Raw genomic sequence first — 16,406 nt, forward strand, 5'->3', positions numbered from 1 at the left:
AACCTACTTTGCGATGCTGCGAATCATAGCGGTCACGCCGGTACGGGACAGCTCCTTAATGCCGTATGGCTTGAGAAGCTCTGTCATCGCGTCAATTTTGTCCGAATCGCCTACGACCTGCACAATCAGCGAGCCCGGTCCGATGTCCACCACCGCTGCGCGGAAAGTTTCGACGACGCCGAGAATTTCCGGACGTGCGCTAGGCTCTGCGTTCACCTTAATCAAGGCCAGCTCGCGGCCTACCATCGGATTGGCGCTCAGATCGACAACCTTGATAACGTCGATCAGCTTGTAAAGCTGTTTGGAAACCTGCTCCAGCGTATTATCATCTCCCGTAGTGACGATAACCATGCGGGACAGACCTTTTTCCTCCGATTCGCCTACGGTAATGCTCTCGATATTGAAGCCCCGGCGTCCGAACAGACCGGACACACGCTGCAGCACACCGGGTTGGTTGTTCACTAAAACGGAAATGGTGTGTTTGCGGTTCATTCCGAATCCCCCATTATCATTTGATCTATCGTCGAGCCCTGCGTTACCATCGGGAACACATTCTCGTGCTTGCGCACGACGAATTCGACGAGCACCGGTCCTGGGGTATTCAGCGCTTCCTGCCAAACGCTGTGGGCTTCATCCTTGTTCGTCGCCCGCAATCCTTTGACACCATAAGCTTCAGCCAGCTTCACGAAATCCGGGCTGCCTGCAAGATCAATGTGGCTGTAACGGTTATCATAGATGATCTCCTGCCACTGTCGTACCATTCCAAGCACCTGGTTGTTAATAACGACGATTTTGACCGGAATCTTATTGATCGCACAGATGGCCAGCTCCTGGGAGCACATCTGCATACCGCCGTCACCGTTGATGGAAACAACCAGCCGGTCAGGATTCGCGACCTGCGCACCGATCGCCGACGGGAATCCGAAGCCCATCGTACCCAGTCCGCCCGAAGTGATGAACGAACGCGGCTTGTTGAACTTGTAGTATTGCGCCGCCCACATCTGATGCTGTCCTACGTCCGTCGTAACGATTGCTTCACCACGAGTCGTGTCGTGGATCATCTCGATCACGTACTGCGGCTTCAGCTCCGTATCGGAGTCCTTGTAGCGCAGCGGATGCTCTTGCTTGGTCGTGATCGCCCAATCGATCCACTTCTCGGACTTGGCCGGGCGCGCCTTCTGGTTAGCCATCTGCAGCACCGCTTTGACATCGCCGACGACTGGAATCGAGGTTTCCACGATTTTGCCAATTTCCGCCGGATCGACGTCGATGTGGACGATCTTCTTCGCCTTCGGCGCGAAACCGTTCACCTTCATCGTTACCCGGTCATCGAAGCGTGCGCCGATCCCGATCAGCAGGTCGCAATTTTGCAGCGCATGGTTCGCTGTGTACGTGCCATGCATGCCGGGCATTCCGAGCCACAGCTCGTTAGCGCTTGGGAAACCGCCTAAGCCGAGCAGCGTAGTTGCAACTGGAATGCGAGTTTTCTCTACGAACTCGATCAACTCTTCCGAGGCATTCGCGTAAACGACGCCGCCGCCGGCAATAATGACCGGACGCTCCGCTTCGGCAATGGCCTCGAGCATGCGGTCGACCTGCAGCTTATTCGGCTGTACAGTCGGGTTATAACCGCGAATCTCTACCTTATCCGGGTAACGGAATGCCGCTGTATCGTTCGACACGTCCTTCGGAATATCGATCAGCACCGGACCTTTACGTCCCGTCGATGCGATATGGAACGCTTCTTTAATGATGCGAGGCAAATCCTTCACATCGCGCACCAGGTAGCTGTGTTTTGTAATCGGCATCGTTATTCCGGTAATATCCGCTTCTTGGAAGGCGTCCGTCCCGATCACCGACGTGGCCACATTCCCGGTAATGACGACGAGAGGCACCGAATCCATATATGCTGTGGCAATGCCGGTGACGAGGTTCGTCGCTCCTGGACCCGAAGTTGCGATACATACGCCAACCTTACCGGTCGAACGAGCATAGCCGTCCGCCGCATGAATCGCTCCTTGCTCATGCCGTGTCAGCAGATGGTTGAAATTCGGATTGCCGTGCATGGCATCGTAAATATATAGTACAGCTCCGCCTGGGTAACCGAAGACGCAATCCACGTCCTCCAACAGCAAGCTTCTCAGGAGCGCTTCCGAACCTGTAATGACGTCCGGCTGCAGCAATTCTTCCCGAAGCTGATCTTTTGACTTTTGTGTGGTTTGTACGATCATCATTCTGTCCTCCTCTCAAGAACTCGGCAAAAATGTTAAACTAAAAAACCCCTCTCATCCCGAACGCAAAAGTTGCGTCTGTCGGGACGAAAGGGGTTAATCTTCCGTGGTACCACCCAGATTTGTTAGATGCCTCGCGGCAAATAACCTTAACAGGTAATGTACGCCGCTAGCATTATTGAAGTCGGCCGCATCGGCTAGCGTCGAGGATCGCCTTCAATAAATTACGTACATACCTAGAGCACGGTAACGTGTGCTATTCCGATTCCCCCTAATAGCTATACCGCTTTTAAGCATTAAAGCTTATAGATACGCGTTATACTTTTCAGGGAAACAGCTCCGAGGTGAGCTCGTACATAAGGGATTAAGGCATTGGTTTCAGCATCTCCGCTGCTCTCTGAACATAAGAGCCCTTATAACTTCGTCCTCTTCATAGCCGTTGGCTTGAGTGTGTTTTTAAGTATTATATGCCTAAACCTTATATTAGTCAAGCTGGAAATCAGACTTGAAATCAGGCTTCGGCGAAGGCATTTTTCCAGCGCTCCAGCTCATTCGTACAGATCCAAACATCGGGATAACGACTTCGCATCTGCTTCATCGCCTGCTCGCTGTCCACCGTCCAAGCGATCAGTTGAATCTCCCGCTCCCGGCACTCCCGCACAAAGTCATCGGTTAAGTATATATATTTGACCGACAAATATTTCGCCTGCAGCTGCTCCATCAGCGGAAATACCGATGGCGTAGCCCCATAAATCACTAGTCCCAAAGCCATCGATGAATCGAGCTCGCGCATCCGGATAATGGAATAATGGTCGAATGAGGCGACGAACACTTCATCCCTCACTTCGCATTTGCGAATGACGTCCAGAACAGCCTCTTCCAGCCCCGGGTAGTCCGATCCGGCCGACTTCAGCTCGACATCGACATGCGCTTTTCCACGTGCCAGCAGCAGCACTTCCTCCAGCGTGGGAATCGTATCCTCCCCCGGTGTACCGTCCAGGCCCTTGCAGCGGAATTGTTTCAGCTCCTCCAGCGTGAAGTCGGACACATAGCCGGAGGCATGAATCGTCCGCTGCAGGGTAGGATCGTGGATGACGACTGGAACGCCGTCCTTGCTAAGATGCACGTCCAGCTCCAGATGAGAAAAGCCTAAATCTAAGCCCGCCTGAAACGAGCGAAGCGTATTTTCCGGATATTTCTTCGGGTACCCCCGATGCGCCAAACCTTGAACCATGATGTAACACCCTCCCGATCATCAATGTTTGCCCACCTCATTATACTCCTACTTCCCGTCGGATTGCACCTTTGGGCAGTTTGCACGAGCCGCATGACAAAAAGAGCGCATCCCTGCCAAAGCAGGAACCACGCCCTTCTTCATTTACTCCAGTTTAAGCATATACATATGATCCAACGGGTAGCTACCGTTCCCTCGGTACTCTGTCGCGCCCGACTCAAACAGAACCCCAAGCGTCCCCTGAATATCGACGACACCTTCGCACATCGGCGGCGTTTGCAGCTGACTGCCGCGGTTTTTGCTGTCCAAGAACCAGACCGGCACCGTTTGACTGCCAATGGTCACGGTGGCATGCGGCTTCTCGCTCAGCGGATTCTGATGCTCAATGAGCGTACCTGCTGCGTTACGCCCGTTGGATGTGCTGAGCATGATGCGATCGCCCAGCACCGCCATCCCTTGAACGATATCCGGCAATGATAGAATGTAGTCCGGTACCGCCGGCTCGCTGCCCTGCGGCTTCTTCGCCGCCGGAAGCAGATCCGTCTCCGGGTCTAGCTTATAGCCGACGGCCCAGGCTTTATGCTCCTTGCCGTCCCGGCTGTTGATATAATGCGTCTTGCTCGTCGGATAATCCGTTCCATGGGCAAATTCGCCGACCCACAGGACCCCGTCCGCCGCATAGGTCGTTAACGACGCCCGAGTATCCGTCTTGATCGAGCCGCTGAAAACCAGCTTAGCCTGATCGGCACTCTTCACCACATCGTCTAGGTTGAGCTCATAAGCGTAGCCGTCAGACGACACCCACACATGCTTTTTGCTGACCGTCACTCCGCCGGCATGGCCCGTATAAGGTGTATTGGCATCCTTATACAGCTCACCCGATTTCACCAGCTTGCCCGTTCCCGCATCGATGAAGGTGAGCAGACTCGCTTTGCCGCCCTCCCGGTAATGGGAGACGACAATCCAGTTTTTTTCTGCAATGTAGCCGATGCCTTGCGGAACCGCATTCTGCTTCAGCGCAGGAATAATGGGGCCCGGCTTAGCTTTATCTAGAAATCCTTTAATCTCCGTCATATTGACCCGGAACTTGACATCGACCTCTTCCTGCGTAATGCCCAGGCCCCCACCAGACGCTGCACTGCCTGCGCTTTTTCCGTCCGGCTGCGCGGCCGATTCCTTCGCCTTCTCCTGTACGGGAGCTGCGGTGCCCTTCGGTGTTGTCCCGCCGCTGGATGTCGATCCGCAGCCCGTAAGCGAAATGGCAAGAGCACAAGCGAGCGTGAGCGTGACCCAAGGGGCTCTTCCAGGTTTTCTTGGTCTTATGATGTTGATTGAATTCCTCATTTGACTGCCTGCGGTGACGCCAGCAGCGCGCGCAGCCGAGCTGGAAAATCCGTGATGATCCCCGATACGCCGTATTCAATCGCTTGCTTCATCCGCTTCTCATCGTTGAGCGTGTACGGATAGACCTGTAAGCCTTGGCTGATGGCATCCTGCACCTCTGCTTTATCGATGCGCTTAAAGTTCGGATGCAGGGAGTACACATTCGTGCCCAGCAAATCCGCCAGCGCCGCATGGCGAACGGCATTCACGTCATAGAGCAGCCCGATCTTCGCCATGGGCTCGATCAGCTTGGCAAACAGCAGGCTTTTGTGATCAAACGACGAGATGACGACGGTGTCGACCCGGTTGTATTCCTGCATCAGACGGATCAACGCCGGCTCCAGCTGGCGATTGTACGAGCCTTTGATCTCGACATTGATCATGATATGCCTAGGCACGAGGTCGAACACCTCGGAAAGCAGCGGAAGCCGCTCTCCCTCATATTTCTCATCGAACCAGCGTCCCGCATCCAGCGTCTTGAGCTGCTCAACGGTCATGTCATGAATGGTACCGATGCCGTCGGTCGTCCGGTTGACAGTAGCATCGTGACAGACGATCACTTCGCCGTCCTTGGACAGGTGGACATCGAGCTCAATGGCGTGACAGCCCTGCTCTACCGCCAATTGAAATGCGGCCAGCGTGTTCTCAGGAGCTTCCCCAGCTGCCCCCCGGTGAGCGATGATTAATGGCGATTGAATGGTCATAAAACGAGTTCATCCCTTCTACTTAAACGTGGAATTAGCCATGGCGGCTACGATATGCTTTTGAGCAAAGATGAAGATAATGACAATCGGCAAAATAATGACGACGCTCGCGGCCATCAGCAAATGGAAGGTGAGCGCTTCGTTCCCCGCGTTGGAGTCCCGCATCATAGCGATCCCGACGGTGAGGACCCGCATTTTGTTGGAGTTGGTCATGACGAGCGGCCAGAAGTACGAGTTCCAGCTGTGAATAAAGCTGAGCACGCCCATCGTAGCTACCGTCGGGAAAGCCATCGGCGCCAAAATCCGGTACAGCACCTGCAGACGGTTAGCACCATCCACTTTCGCGGCTTCGATAACATCGTTATTGATGGATTTGAATGTTTGACGAAGCAAGAAAATACCATATGCGGAAGCGGCATGAGGAACGATAAGCGCGTAGAACGTGTTCAGCCAGCCGAGCTTCGACATCATAACATAGACGGGCACGAAGGTGACCTGATCGGGAACGATCAACGCCGCGAGCACAAGCAAGAACCACTTGTCACGGCCGCGGAAAGCGCCTTTAGCAAAAGCATAGGCAGCCATCAGCCCGATATTAATTTGAAGAAAAACGATCCCCACCGTCTGGATAACCGTATTCAGCGTAAATCGAGCGAAGGGCATCGCTTTAAACGCTTCCAAATAATTGCTCCACATAAATTTCTCCGGCCAAAAGGTCGGCACGGCGAGCCTAAGCTCATACGGTGTTTTGAACGACGTGACCAGCATCCAATAGACAGGGAAAAACATTAGAAGGGTCACGCATAGCGCCAGCACCACACGCGAGGATTGAATGATTGATTTGTTCATGATGCCCCCTCCTTACCCCTCATAATGTACTTTTTTATTGGATACCCACATTTGAAGCATGGTGAGCAGGATGATAATCAGGAAGAAAATGATGACGAGCGCGGACGCTCTGCCCGTTTTAAACTCCCCGAACGCCATTTCGTAAATCCAGTAGACCATCGCCTTCGTCGATTCCAGCGGACCGCCATTGGTCATAACATCGACGGATTGGAACACCTGCATCGAGGAAATGAAGTTGGTCACGACCAGGAACAAGGTGATCGGCGACAGGAGCGGAAGCGTAATGGAACGGAACTGATGGAATTTACTCGCCCCATCGATGTTGGAGGCCTCATAATACTCGAGCGGGATGCTCCTCAGGCCTGCGATGAAGATAATCATAGCGAAGCCGACGCCCTTCCAGATCGAAACGGTCAGCAGTGTCCAGATTGCGGTCTTCGGATTGGTCAGCCACTGCACTGGCTCCAAGCCCATCAGCTTCAGCAGCTCATTGAGAAGTCCGAACTGTCCGTTGAAAATCCAGAGAAAAATCATCGACACGATAACCATCGAAATATAATGCGGCATAAAAATGACCATACGCAAAAAGTTGAAAAAGCGCGACGATACATTAAAGAGCAGTGCCAGCAGCAAGCCGATTCCAAGTGTCAGCACTACGTCGAGGATCGTATAGGTGAACGTAATTTTCAATACATTATAAAACGTATCGGTCGTCAGCAGCTTGACGTAGTTATCCATACCGACGAACGACTTGTTCGGCTTCGTCATATTCCAGTTCGTAAAGCTGAGATAAAACGAGTTCAGCAGCGGGTAATAAATAAAGAGGATCAGGGCCGCCAAGGCCGGAAGGGCGAAGGAAAAATCCTTCAACCCCTCCAGTCGACGGTAGGAGCTCCCTGACTTCTTCTTGGATGCTGCAAGCGCGCTGGATGCGGCCGCCTCTTGATTCACACTGTTCATGGAGTACTCCTTTCAAGCTTACTTATATTCGGACAGGATATCGTTCATTTTTGGCACAGCAGCTTTCATCAGAGATACTGGATCTTTGCCGTTCAAGACCATCTCGCCGACGACTTCTTTATAGACGTTGCTGAATTCCGGATAGCCGGTATGCTGCGGACGAGGTGCTACGTTGTCGAAGTTATCGAACACCGCTTTGTATTGAGGCCATTTTTGGAAGTACTGCTTGCCTTCCTCGGTGTTGACTACGGATTTGTGCGTTGGCAGGTAGCCGGTATCTTCCGCCCATTTGATGTTATGCTCGGCATCGGTCATGAACTTGATGAACTTCCAAGCCGCTTCCTTCTGCTTCTGAGGCGCCATATCCATCATGACAATTCCCGCGCCGCCGATATGAGATTTGCGCTCTTTGTCCCCTGGAATGAAGGAGACGCCGATTTCAAACTTGGCATTTTCCAGGTACGTCTTGATGACCGCAGAAGTGTGCTGCACCATCCCGATCTTTTGATCCAGGAACATTTGTCTCATAACATCGGACGCGCCTTTGCCGTAGCCCATTTGCATAGAGCCGTCCTTGATCCATTTGTCAAAGTTTTGAATCCAGCGCAGGCTGTCCGGTTGGTCCAAAGCAATTTTCTTCTTATCCGCGCTCAGGATGGCCCCGCCTCCATTAGAAATCCACGGATCGTAATACCAGGTATCCCAGCCAGGAACAGCGAACGCGTAGCGCGTCGTTTTACCGTTTTCCTTGAGCGTCACTTTCTTATTGAAATCCTCAATCTCCGCCCACGTTTGCGGCGGTTTCACGCCCAGCTTGTCGAACATCGTCTTGTTATACACCATGACGCTGGTACTGACAATCAGCGGGAAGCCGTATTGCTTGTTGTTAAACGCGTAAGCTGCCAGCATGCCCTTGGAAAAGTCATTCAGATCCACTTTATCGCGCTTGATATACTCGGTAAGGTCGCTGAACACGCCGCCATCGGCAAAGTTTGGCAAGGCGGATACTTCCACGTTTGTTACCGCCGGCACTTCTTTAGCCGCTACTGCAGCTTGGAGCTTTTTCTGCAAATCTGTATACGCACCTTGGAACACCGGCTCTACCGTGATGTAAGGGTATTTCTTGTTGAACTCGGCGATCATGTAGTTGAGTCCCGCCAATTGTGCATCTGCGTGGGAGTGCCAATATTGGATCGTAATCGGTGTTTTATCTTCTTCCACCGCTTTAGCGTCAGGAAGCGCAGCAGGCTTATCTCCTCCTCCACCACAAGCTGCAAGCGTTGAAGCCGTAAGAGCGGCAAGAACTGAGATGGACAACCATTTTTTCGATTTCATTCTAGTAGTACCCCTTCCAAATTTGGTTTTTTGACAATAAAAAAGAGACAATTAGAGCACCAATGAGGACGCCGGCATGGAAAAGAAGAGGGGAATCCCCTAGCTTTCCTGCCAACCGTCCCAAAGGTAATCTCATTGTCTCCGTACCCGTGGGAAGTATTTTGTTTTCTTATGTTGAACTTTGTCGAAGCGCTTTCCAATCGAAGTATGCCACACGCAGCAGCACACTGTCAACGCATTTACACAATCATAACACTTGTGTCCGCCCAATGCTCTGCGTCTTCTGAAGCTTGAACGCATTGGATTCCAGCGAGACCACCTCTACGGTATTGGAGATGTTCTCCATTACAATATCCAGCTTTTCGGAGTGCGTCGTTTTGATGCTGAAGTGCAGCTCCTTGATTCGCTCGCCATCGAGATCGGACGTTTGGTCCGTCATCTTCATCTTCACATTGACGATTTGGATGTCCTCTTGCCCGAACAACGTCGCGATTTTGCCCAGCACCCCCGGCCGATCATGGATACGCACCACCACCTCATGGTATCTCCGTCCACGCATCAGGCGCTTCTCCCACTTGTTCAGGACGAACAAGCTCATCAGCACCAGCACCGTGGATAAAAACGCACAGTAGAAAAATCCTGCCCCGACGCATAGCCCGATCGCGGCCACCACCCATACGGATGCAGCCGTCGTAAGTCCCGACACCGTTGAACCGTTACGCAGAATCGCGCCGGCGCCCAGGAAGCCGATCCCGCTGATCACTTGCGCCGCCAGACGTGCCGGGTCAATCCGGACGTTGGCCTCGATGACGAACTCGGAAAAGCCGTAAATCGATAGCAGCATAATCGCCGCCGAGCCGATACATACCAGGATGTGCGTTCGAAACCCCGCCGCGTGATTGCTGTACTCTCGCTCCAATCCGATCAGCCCGCCAAGCCCTGCAGCCAGCAAAACCCGGATCGTGAGCTCTAAATGCGTAATGTGCCATATATCAGCAGCAATCGGAATCCCCTCCCTTCCTCTCAATTCATCGTATTTATTTACCCTTACCAGAGCTTATCGTTACCTACGGAGACCGCCAATGCTCCGGCTCGAAGCGCCTCATCGATTTCCTCTTGATACGACACCAAGCCACCCGCAATAATCGGCAACGGCGTCATATTGGTCATCTCGCGAATGATCCTTGGCATAAGCCCAGGCATCACCTCGATGGCATCCGGCTGGCTTTGCTCGACCGACTTGATCCCGCGCTGCACGGCGCTTCGGTCGATTAGAAAGATACGCTGGATCGCCATCAGCCCTTCTTCCTTCGCGGTGCGGATCAGATTGCTCTTCGTCGAAATGATCCCGGTTGGGAACACCCGCTTCGCGACATAAGAAACACCCTTCCGGTCCGCCGCAATGCCCTCGATAAACTCCATGTGAAGAAAGACGGCCTTACCGGCTTCCTTCGTTTGATCCACCAAATCTTTTATGTTAAAAATCGATCCGGTTAATAAAAAAATGACGTTGGCCTGACTCTTCAGCGCCTGAGCCAAATCCTCTTCACGCTGTACCGCCGCAATGGTTTGATGTTCAACTAAGTCCACAATCGGATGCATGCTCGTTATAACCTCCATTAACTATCGGAAATGTGACCATTATAACATGCAGCGCTTACAAGTGGATTACCTCTCGAATACTTGGTAAAATGTACCTTGGACGAAACGGCGTCGTCTCTGCCATTTCCTTCGAGCTGACCCCGGTCAATACGAGAACGGAGGCCATACCGGCGTCGTTGCCCATCTTGATGTCGGTCTCGAGCCGGTCGCCGATCATGTAGCAGTCCTCGTAGGTCAGCCCCAGATGCTGTGCCGCTGCTTCCGCCGCAATCAGCGAAGGCTTGCCGACGACCAGATCGATTGGCCTTCCTGTAGCCGCTTCTAAAGCGGCAATGAAGGTGCCGGTATCCGGCAGCTGTCCATCCTCGAGCGGGCACGTGGAATCCGGATTGGAAGCGATGATGATCGCCCCTTTCACCGCCGCCTGGTACAAGTAGTTCAGCTTGTCGTACGAAAACTGGCGGTCCCACGAGAGGACCACGTAGTTCGGATGCTGCTCCGAATCGCCGTCAATAAGCGGAATGCCGTGCTCGATCAGTTCATCTCGTATCGGCTCCTCGCCGATCAGATGCACCAGCTCGCCCGGCTTCAGCCTGCTCTGCAAATACCGCGCTACGATGAGCGAGGAGTTCAGCACATCCTCGATCCCCGTCGGAATCCCCATCTTCGTCAATTTGTCGGAGTACGACTGCCGGGTGGCGATCGGTTTGTTCGAGAAGAAGACGACCTTATCCCCCCGCTCTCTCAAGCGGTGAATCGCTTCCGCAGCCCCCTCAATCATGCGCTCCCCCAGATAGACCGTGCCATCCAAGTCAAAAATATATCCTTTCATCCTTCAGCCTCGCTTCTGGCCGGCTTGACCGTAGAAGAGCCTATGAAAAAGCAAAAAACCCTTATCCACAGTAAACACACCTCTAGCCAGAGGACGTGATTACGGGTAAGGGTTACTCATCTACTCAAACCTAACCGTTTGGTTTATGCTATTGCTTGAATTATAGAGCCGGGACTAACCTTTTGTCAATCATTACTTTCCATTGGCCGAAAATTAAAAAACAGCCCTTACTAAGTAAGGGCTGCTTACAAACGCGTGCTTTACGCGTTTACTTTTTCTTTTGCCGCAGCTGCCAAGGAGTTGAACGAGCTGATGTCGTTAACTGCCAGGTCAGCCAGCATTTTGCGGTTTACTTCTACGCCAGCCAATTTCAGGCCGTGCATCAGCTTGCTGTAGGACAGACCGTTTTGACGAGCAGCCGCGTTGATCCGCACGATCCACAATTTGCGGAAATCGCGTTTTTTCTGACGGCGGTCACGGTAAGCGTAAAGCAAGGATTTCATTACTTGCTCTTTCGCTGTTTTAAATAATCTATGTTTCGAACCAAAGTAACCTTTAGCAAGCTTCAAAATTTTCTTACGACGACGAGTGCGGATAAATCCGCCTTTCACTCTTGCCATGATGATCCCTCCAAAATTTAAGTATCTATATCATTTACGAGCTTAATGGTATTACAGAAGAGAAATTTGTTGCTTCAGACGTCTTACGTCGCCAGCAGCCATAACCGGGTTGCTGCCAAGTACGCGCTTTTGGCGAGCAGATTTGCCGGACAACAGGTGGTTTTTGTACGCTTTGTAGCGTTTTACTTTACCAGTGCCTGTTACTTTCAGGCGGTCTTTCAAACTGCTGTGTGTTTTCATTTTAGGCATGTGGTGGTTCCTCCTTAATGATTGAATTATTGCTGTTGCTTAGGCGACAAAATCATGATCATGCTGCGGCCTTCCAGCTTCGGCTTGCGCTCTATGACGCAAAGCTCTTCCACCTCGGTAGCCATTCGCTCCAGCTGACGCTGACCGATCTCGGCATGGGCAATCTCCCGGCCGCGGAAGCGAACCGACAGTTTCACTTTGTCTCCCTCACTCAGAAACTTCTGGACGTTGCGAAGCTTCGTTTGAAAATCGTGCTCATCGATCGTCGCGCTCAGGCGAATTTCCTTAAGTTCCACGATCTTCTGATTCTTACGGGCTTCCTTTTCTTTCTTCTGCATTTCATAGCGGTACTTCCCGTAATCCATGATCCGGCAAACCGGCGGCTTCGCCGTTGGAGCCACGTTGACCAAGTCCAGATTCAAATCCTGCGCAATTTGCTGCGCTTCACGAATCGGCTTGATACCAAGCTGTTCTCCGTCTGCACCAATCAAACGAACTTCTCTCGCCCGAATTTCATCATTGATGATGTGCTCTGTACTTATGACCTGCCACCTCCAAGGGATTGTAACAAATTAAAAAAGACGTAGGCGCATATACGCCCACGTCTGTTGGTCCAAGTGATTAACGATTCCGGATCCATCCGAAATGCATCATTCATTCACTAGTTCATAACCAGCCAACCCAAGGTCGGTCAGGTGAGAAGCGGGCGCTTCTTCTTTCGCACCAAAACAGTATATCACTTGATCATTTATAAAGTCAAGCTTCAAGCAGAATTAATATCATTAGCTGGCTTGCTTGCTCTGTACTTCCTCCAAGCGGATCACACGAGTATGCTCTGTATGGCTCCATTGCTTGTTGTTTTGCGTGAAGAAAGCATAGAACGTAATCGGCCACCAGGACAGCAGGAACACCGGGAACGTGATGAGATACTTATACGACTTCAAAGGCGCCTTCTCCAGCAGCAGCGCAATAACGAATTGGCCGTAAGTCAGTACGGAAAAGACAGCAAAGAAATCCGGCTGCATCTGATACAGCGACGTAAACTTCGGAACACCCGGGAGCGAAAGATCGATCCACAGCACAACGGTTAGGATCGAGCCGATAAGCAGGTTGTAAGCATTCAGAGCATACAGTGCCGTGTCGATCTTGGTCCAGCTGCCTTCCTTAAGGCCTTTCCAGAACAGCGGGAAGAAATAGCGTCTAGCTACGTCGAAATGACCCTGCATCCATCTCAAGCGCTGACGCGCCGAAGCCTTGAATGTGAGCGGCTTCTCGTCGTACACCTTGGCCTCGTAATTGAAGGTCGGATGAATGCCGCGCATCACGCAGCGCATTGTAAACTCCAAATCCTCCACCAAGCTCGTTGCACCCCAACCGAATTCCTTGAGCAGATTGGAGTCAAAGCACATTCCGGTACCGCCCAAGTAGTTGGCTAGTCCCAGATTGGTCCGCGGCAGCTGCCACAAGCGGTTGCAATACCAGTAAGTCACGGCATAAGCCGCTGTAATCCACGAATCGTGCGGGTTCTTCGTATCCAGGTACGCCTGGATGACTTGGGAGCCGTTGCACAAGTCGTTATTCATATGCGTCAAATAATCGGGATTCACAAGGTTGTCGGCGTCGAACATCACGACGGCATCGTACTGGCGCGGCATTTTCCACAGCTCTTTGAGCATCCACTCGATCGCGTAGCCTTTGCCTCGCAGATTCGGGTTTTTACGCTCCATTGCATGTACTCCAAGGTCCCGGGAAATTTGCGCTGTATTATCGGTGCAGTTATCGCAAATCACGAATATATCGTACAATTCTCTCGGATAATCTAGATTTTTCAAATTCTCAATGAGTGCCCCTACAACCTGCTCCTCATTATGCGCAGCCACTAAGACAGCGAACGTTTTTTGCGGTGCGTGATCAGCTTTGGTCTTCTTACGGTACCAACCGAAAAACGTTAGAACCAACTGGTAGGCTCCAATAAATGCCAATAGGATCTGGATACCTAACAGGATACTGTCCAGCATGAAATATCCCCCTTTTTTTGTATGTACCCCTTGATTGCTTTCTCTCTCTAGAAGTCTAATCGTGGAGCTGCCCCTTGTAACACTCGCGATGGTAGGCTACAGCAAATCACATTCATGGTGCGAATTGGATTGCAAAAGTAGCCGCTTATGATTTTCCTCTCTTTGCCCCGTTTTGTCAAAAGCGTCCTAGTCGCTTCATCGTGGCTGATCTTTGTTTTAGCGGGAAAACCATGCCCTTACCCCTTAGAGTCTAAGCTATCCATCTTTTTACGTATTATTTTCATCGTTTTTCATTCTTTTTATAACTGCGGCAAGTATAAAATTGGTAAGGGCATCTTTCGCACACGTCAATCGTTCTTACTTGGAGATGATCGTCCCCTGTCTGGAAAAGGACCCGGCGTCATGAATGACTTGCGTATAGCTGCTCAGCAGCCCGTTAAAAATCGCATCCCATGATTGCAGCAAGCTGTGGCTTCGCCCAGCACTTCCCAGCTCACGAGCGAGCTCTCGGTTATTATACAACCCCATGACCGATTCCACAAAATCCGACACGCTTCCCGGAGGGCACAATAGGCCCGTTCGACCATGTTGGATGATGTCGCCCACGCCTCCGGCGTCGGCTCCAATGACCGGCGTACCGCTAGCCATTGCTTCCAGCACCACGTTACCGAACGTTTCGGTCGCCGAAGGGAAAACGAACACATCCGCAGCGGCGTACAAGTCACTCAGCGCCTTCCCCTGCTGAAAGCCGGGAAACGAAATATCGTCCCTTCCCGCGTACTGCTCCTGCAGGACTGCCCGCAGCGGACCATCGCCAGCTACGATCAAATGCGCACGCCGACGCACCGATTCCGGCAGTGAGTCAAACACTTGAAGCAGCACATCGACACTTTTTTCCGGCGCCAATCTGCCAACATATAACATGACGTATTTTTCCTGGGAAATGTTGCAATTTCGTAAAACCTCACTTCGATTCACGAGCGGATGAAACCGCTGAACCTCCACTCCCCGAGGCCATATTTCTAAATTGTGCAGCCCCCTGTCTTGCAAGTGGTGTAGGGTCGAACACGACGGAACGTAAATTTTTCGGCAATCCTGATGGAACCAGAGCATATATCTCCAGAGCATCGGCTCCATCCACTGCAGCTTATAGTAGGCCAAATAGCGGTCGAAATGCGTGTGATAAGAAGCTACGACGGGAATATGGTGGCGCTTCGCGTAATGCAAGCCAACCAGCCCCAAATTAAAGGGAGTTGCGACATGTATCAAGTCCGGCGAGAAGGCTTTGAGCGTCCGTTTGATGTTCATCGGGTTGGGGATAGCCATGCGGCATTCGGGGTATAATAGGAAGGGTATGCTGTAAAATCTTTCTACCATTTGGTTGACATCCGGCGAAAGGTTACTATGCGGTGCGAAGACTCGGCATTCCACGCCCCGCGATTCCAAAAAATGCACCCATCGGCCCAGCGTCTTGGCCACGCCATTCACGTCCGGCACGAACGTATCGGTAAATAGAGCTACTTTCATCTCATTACCTCCTCCTTGTTGCAATCGTTACAAACGGTTTCTTTGTAACAGTTGTCAACGCTTACGAGAACACAACTAAAAAGTCGCTGCTATCGGAATGACATTTATTGAAGCGATGTGTTCACATATCGTTCACACCTTCTTCTATTGTAAGAATACAATGTTATCCCAGCATCAAGTTCCAGAGGAGGAATGTTAAGGCATTGTTATCCAAACATTAAATATTCCCTTCATACGGTGTTGATATTCTTTTAACAATTTGCAGCTACACTATAAGTATGAAGAAGGGATACAGCCTATCCCACTCAACAGCAAGGAGGTTATCTGCTATGAGTCGTGTCGTGACTTGGCTGCAGCACCATGAAAACCGGGTGTTCTCATTCGTTAACCAACGCATCCAGCATCAGATGCTGGATACTTTCTTCAACCTGATCACGCATTTGGGCGGAGCCACCCTATCGATTCTCACCGCGCTTTGCTTTGCTCTATTTACGGAAGGCAGCTTGCGGCTGGCCGGCATCCAGAGCTGTATCGCACTGGCTGTCAGCCATATTCCCGTCGCCATTATCAAAAAGAAATATCCACGACTTCGCCCTTATCTCGTCATTCCTGAAACCCATACCTGCAAAAATCCGCTCAGCGATCATTCATTTCCGTCCGGTCATACTACTGCAATCTTTTCCGTACTTATTCCATTCGTACTCATGTTTCCTTGGTTGTCTGCGATTTTGCTGCCCGTGGCGTGCCTTGTAGGGATGTCCCGTATGTATCTCGGACTGCACTATCCCTCAGACTGTTTGGCAGGCGCATTCATCGGGACGATGACCGCCCTCGGTGTCGTTGCATTTTTCAGCTAAAAGCA

At 51.6% G+C, this 16,406-nt stretch carries 17 protein-coding genes; 1 reads left to right on the top strand and 16 read right to left on the bottom strand.

Going from position 1 to position 16,406, the window contains the following annotated elements:
• Nucleotides 1-3: 3 nt before the first annotated feature.
• From ilvN to FPZ49_RS11875, 16 genes are all read right to left on the bottom strand, one after another.
• Nucleotides 4-492, bottom strand: a complete 489-nt coding sequence (gene ilvN, locus FPZ49_RS11800; protein ID WP_144846801.1) for an acetolactate synthase small subunit — start codon at nucleotides 490-492, stop codon at nucleotides 4-6.
• Complete coding sequence (gene ilvB / locus FPZ49_RS11805; protein WP_144847018.1) at nucleotides 489-2,231, bottom strand: biosynthetic-type acetolactate synthase large subunit; 1,743 nt, start codon at nucleotides 2,229-2,231, stop codon at nucleotides 489-491. Before ilvB ends, ilvN begins: the two co-directional genes overlap by 4 nt.
• A 511-nt stretch (nucleotides 2,232-2,742) precedes the next feature.
• Nucleotides 2,743-3,465, bottom strand: a complete 723-nt coding sequence (locus tag FPZ49_RS11810) for a glycerophosphodiester phosphodiesterase (RefSeq protein WP_261381365.1) — start codon at nucleotides 3,463-3,465, stop codon at nucleotides 2,743-2,745.
• Between the two features lie 144 nt (nucleotides 3,466-3,609).
• Nucleotides 3,610-4,809, bottom strand: a complete 1,200-nt coding sequence (locus tag FPZ49_RS11815; RefSeq protein ID WP_144846807.1) for a hypothetical protein — start codon at nucleotides 4,807-4,809, stop codon at nucleotides 3,610-3,612.
• Nucleotides 4,806-5,552 carry a glycerophosphodiester phosphodiesterase gene (locus FPZ49_RS11820; RefSeq protein WP_144846810.1) on the bottom strand — a complete coding sequence of 249 codons (747 nt, stop codon included), beginning with the start codon at nucleotides 5,550-5,552 and terminating at the stop codon, nucleotides 4,806-4,808. Before FPZ49_RS11820 ends, FPZ49_RS11815 begins: the two co-directional genes overlap by 4 nt.
• A gap of 18 nt (nucleotides 5,553-5,570) precedes the next feature.
• A complete protein-coding gene (locus FPZ49_RS11825; protein ID WP_144846813.1) occupies nucleotides 5,571-6,401 on the bottom strand; it encodes a carbohydrate ABC transporter permease in 831 nt (276 codons plus the stop codon).
• Nucleotides 6,402-6,413: 12 nt separating this feature from the next.
• A complete protein-coding gene (locus FPZ49_RS11830) occupies nucleotides 6,414-7,361 on the bottom strand; it encodes a carbohydrate ABC transporter permease (protein ID WP_144846815.1) in 948 nt (315 codons plus the stop codon).
• Nucleotides 7,362-7,379: 18 nt separating this feature from the next.
• Nucleotides 7,380-8,696, bottom strand: a complete 1,317-nt coding sequence (locus FPZ49_RS11835) for an ABC transporter substrate-binding protein (protein WP_144846818.1) — start codon at nucleotides 8,694-8,696, stop codon at nucleotides 7,380-7,382.
• A 247-nt stretch (nucleotides 8,697-8,943) separates the two neighbouring features.
• Nucleotides 8,944-9,705, bottom strand: coding sequence for an MgtC/SapB family protein (locus FPZ49_RS11840; RefSeq protein WP_144847020.1), 762 nt, complete (start codon nucleotides 9,703-9,705; stop codon nucleotides 8,944-8,946).
• A gap of 38 nt (nucleotides 9,706-9,743) precedes the next feature.
• Entirely contained in the window at nucleotides 9,744-10,298 is a 555-nt protein-coding gene (locus FPZ49_RS11845) for a glycerol-3-phosphate responsive antiterminator (RefSeq protein WP_144846821.1), read from the bottom strand.
• 55 nt (nucleotides 10,299-10,353) lie between these two features.
• Nucleotides 10,354-11,130, bottom strand: coding sequence for an HAD-IIA family hydrolase (locus FPZ49_RS11850; RefSeq protein ID WP_144846824.1), 777 nt, complete (start codon nucleotides 11,128-11,130; stop codon nucleotides 10,354-10,356).
• Nucleotides 11,131-11,390: 260 nt separating this feature from the next.
• Entirely contained in the window at nucleotides 11,391-11,750 is a 360-nt protein-coding gene (rplT, locus tag FPZ49_RS11855; RefSeq protein WP_144846827.1) for a 50S ribosomal protein L20, read from the bottom strand.
• A 51-nt stretch (nucleotides 11,751-11,801) separates the two neighbouring features.
• Nucleotides 11,802-11,999: a 50S ribosomal protein L35 gene (gene rpmI, locus FPZ49_RS11860; protein ID WP_144846830.1), complete on the bottom strand. Its 198-nt coding sequence runs from the start codon at nucleotides 11,997-11,999 to the stop codon at nucleotides 11,802-11,804.
• A gap of 26 nt (nucleotides 12,000-12,025) precedes the next feature.
• Complete coding sequence (gene infC, locus FPZ49_RS11865) at nucleotides 12,026-12,526, bottom strand: translation initiation factor IF-3 (protein WP_144846833.1); 501 nt, start codon at nucleotides 12,524-12,526, stop codon at nucleotides 12,026-12,028.
• Between the two features lie 255 nt (nucleotides 12,527-12,781).
• On the bottom strand, nucleotides 12,782-14,017 hold the full coding sequence (locus tag FPZ49_RS11870; protein WP_144846836.1) for a glycosyltransferase family 2 protein: 1,236 nt from the start codon (nucleotides 14,015-14,017) through the stop codon (nucleotides 12,782-12,784).
• A 357-nt stretch (nucleotides 14,018-14,374) separates the two neighbouring features.
• Nucleotides 14,375-15,544, bottom strand: a complete 1,170-nt coding sequence (locus tag FPZ49_RS11875) for a glycosyltransferase family 4 protein (protein ID WP_144846839.1) — start codon at nucleotides 15,542-15,544, stop codon at nucleotides 14,375-14,377.
• A 329-nt stretch (nucleotides 15,545-15,873) separates the two neighbouring features.
• Between FPZ49_RS11875 and FPZ49_RS11880 the strand changes: the two genes are divergently transcribed.
• Nucleotides 15,874-16,401, top strand: coding sequence for a phosphatase PAP2 family protein (locus FPZ49_RS11880; protein ID WP_144846842.1), 528 nt, complete (start codon nucleotides 15,874-15,876; stop codon nucleotides 16,399-16,401).
• Nucleotides 16,402-16,406: the final 5 nt, after the last annotated feature.

The organism is Paenibacillus cremeus, from assembly GCF_007786445.1.
Taxonomy (GTDB): Bacteria; Bacillota; Bacilli; order Paenibacillales; family NBRC-103111; genus Paenibacillus_G; species Paenibacillus_G cremeus.

Bases quoted from the DNA above. Each gene is read 5' to 3' on its own strand.
- ilvN (WP_144846801.1), bottom strand. From the start codon at position 492: ATGAACCGCAAACACACCATTTCCGTTTTAGTGAACAACCAACCCGGT.
- ilvB (WP_144847018.1), bottom strand. From the start codon at position 2,231: ATGATCGTACAAACCACACAAAAGTCAAAAGATCAGCTTCGGGAAGAA.
- FPZ49_RS11810 (WP_261381365.1), bottom strand. From the start codon at position 3,465: ATGGTTCAAGGTTTGGCGCATCGGGGGTACCCGAAGAAATATCCGGAA.
- FPZ49_RS11815 (WP_144846807.1), bottom strand. From the start codon at position 4,809: ATGAGGAATTCAATCAACATCATAAGACCAAGAAAACCTGGAAGAGCC.
- FPZ49_RS11820 (WP_144846810.1), bottom strand. From the start codon at position 5,552: ATGACCATTCAATCGCCATTAATCATCGCTCACCGGGGGGCAGCTGGG.
- FPZ49_RS11825 (WP_144846813.1), bottom strand. From the start codon at position 6,401: ATGAACAAATCAATCATTCAATCCTCGCGTGTGGTGCTGGCGCTATGC.
- FPZ49_RS11830 (WP_144846815.1), bottom strand. From the start codon at position 7,361: ATGAACAGTGTGAATCAAGAGGCGGCCGCATCCAGCGCGCTTGCAGCA.
- FPZ49_RS11835 (WP_144846818.1), bottom strand. From the start codon at position 8,696: ATGAAATCGAAAAAATGGTTGTCCATCTCAGTTCTTGCCGCTCTTACG.
- FPZ49_RS11845 (WP_144846821.1), bottom strand. From the start codon at position 10,298: ATGCATCCGATTGTGGACTTAGTTGAACATCAAACCATTGCGGCGGTA.
- FPZ49_RS11850 (WP_144846824.1), bottom strand. From the start codon at position 11,130: ATGAAAGGATATATTTTTGACTTGGATGGCACGGTCTATCTGGGGGAG.
- rplT (WP_144846827.1), bottom strand. From the start codon at position 11,750: ATGGCAAGAGTGAAAGGCGGATTTATCCGCACTCGTCGTCGTAAGAAA.
- rpmI (WP_144846830.1), bottom strand. From the start codon at position 11,999: ATGCCTAAAATGAAAACACACAGCAGTTTGAAAGACCGCCTGAAAGTA.
- FPZ49_RS11870 (WP_144846836.1), bottom strand. From the start codon at position 14,017: ATGCTGGACAGTATCCTGTTAGGTATCCAGATCCTATTGGCATTTATT.
- FPZ49_RS11875 (WP_144846839.1), bottom strand. From the start codon at position 15,544: ATGAAAGTAGCTCTATTTACCGATACGTTCGTGCCGGACGTGAATGGC.
- FPZ49_RS11880 (WP_144846842.1), top strand. From the start codon at position 15,874: ATGAGTCGTGTCGTGACTTGGCTGCAGCACCATGAAAACCGGGTGTTC.